The sequence below is a fragment of the Streptomyces sp. SID3343 genome, from assembly GCF_009865215.1.
In the GTDB taxonomy this organism is placed as follows: domain Bacteria; phylum Actinomycetota; class Actinomycetes; order Streptomycetales; family Streptomycetaceae; genus Embleya.
Window position 1 is genome coordinate 1 of the sequence record NZ_WWJX01000491.1, and the last position, 1,421, is coordinate 1,421.

2 pseudogenes are annotated in these 1,421 nt (G+C 70.2%); both read left to right on the forward strand.

The window, feature by feature from the left end:
* Positions 1 to 189, forward strand: a pseudogene (locus GT354_RS15495) (hypothetical protein); the annotation flags it as partial.
* A 223-nt stretch (positions 190 to 412) separates the two neighbouring features.
* Positions 413 to 1,421, forward strand: a pseudogene (locus GT354_RS15500) (peptidase M28); the annotation flags it as partial.

Sequence of the window (1,421 nt, forward strand, 5' to 3'; positions counted from 1 at the left end):
TGCGCGGGGCAACCGGACGCCGCCGTGACGACCGCGGCTCCGGTGGTCGCCGAGGCGGCCGCGATCGAAGCGGCGACCACCGCGCGGGAACTCCTGGGCCTACGCCGTCGTCTGTCCCGGCAGTGGAGCGATCTGCCCGAGGTCCGCGACCTGTTGGAGCAGATGCCCGGTCGCGGCGTGAACGCCTGAGCCCGCGCCCGATCGAGGCGATCCCGCAACTCCCGGGACCGGAACCTCGTTTGCCGGAATTTGCCGGCTCGACCGGAAGACTTCACGCGCCGTACGCCGCCGTGTGAGTGTTTCGCTCGCTCGGGCACGAACCCGGCATGCACGGTCGTCCGCATCGCCCACAAAGCACGTGCGGAGCACATCGGTTCGTGGTCGAGGTTTGCCTTCCACCCAAGGAGCCTCGATGCAACGCAGAACGACGACGGCCGGGACGGTCCTGGCCCTCCTCGCCGGCTTGGTGGTCTCCACGGCCGCCACGTCGGCAGCAGCCGACCCCGCACCCCCTCCCCCCGGCAACGCCCAATCACTGGCGGTGTCGGCCGCCGACCGGGCCGCCGCCAGCGGCTTGGACGCCCTCGCCAAGGGGCCCGAGGAGACGTACGAACGGCAGGCCGTGACCCCGTGGGTCAACGACCTGTACTCGGTCGCCTACCAGCGCACCTACCGCGGTCTCCCCGTGGTCGGCGGCGACGCGGTGGTCCTGGCCGACGGCAAGGGCGCCGTCCGCGCGACCGAGTCCGCGACCGACGCGAAGATCTCGCTGACCACCCAACCGACCATCGACGCCGCCGCGGCCGAGGCCACTTCGCGGGCGCGGCTCGCGTCCGTGGACAAGGTCGAGTCGCACCGGCTGGTCGTCCGGGTCAAGGACGGGCACAGCAACCTCGCGTGGGAGACGGTGGTCGCCGGTCGCACCGCGACCGCACCCAGCCGGCTGCACGTCTTCGTGGACGCGGCCACCGGCAAGGTTCTCGACACGGTCGACGACGTCAAGGCCGGCACCGGCAACAGCCAGTGGAACGGCCCCGGCATCCCGATCGACACGCAGAATTCGGGCGGTTCCTACTCCCTGCGTGACCCGAGCCGGCCCGGTCTGAGCTGCGCGGACTACAGCAGCGGCCAGGTCTTCACCAAGTCCACCGACTCGTGGGGCAACGGCCAGGCGTCCAGCAAGGAAACCGGCTGCGCCGACGTCATGTTCGCGGCCCAAAAAGAGTGGAACATGCTCCGCGACTGGCTCGGTCGCAACGGGCACAACGGCAACGGCGGGAGCTGGCCGGTCAAGGTCGGCCTCAACGACGTCAACGCCTATTGGGACGGCTCGTCCGTCTCCATCGGGCACAACCAGTCGAACCAGTGGATCGGTTCGATGGACGTCGTGGGCCACGAATTCGGCCACGGCATCGACCAGT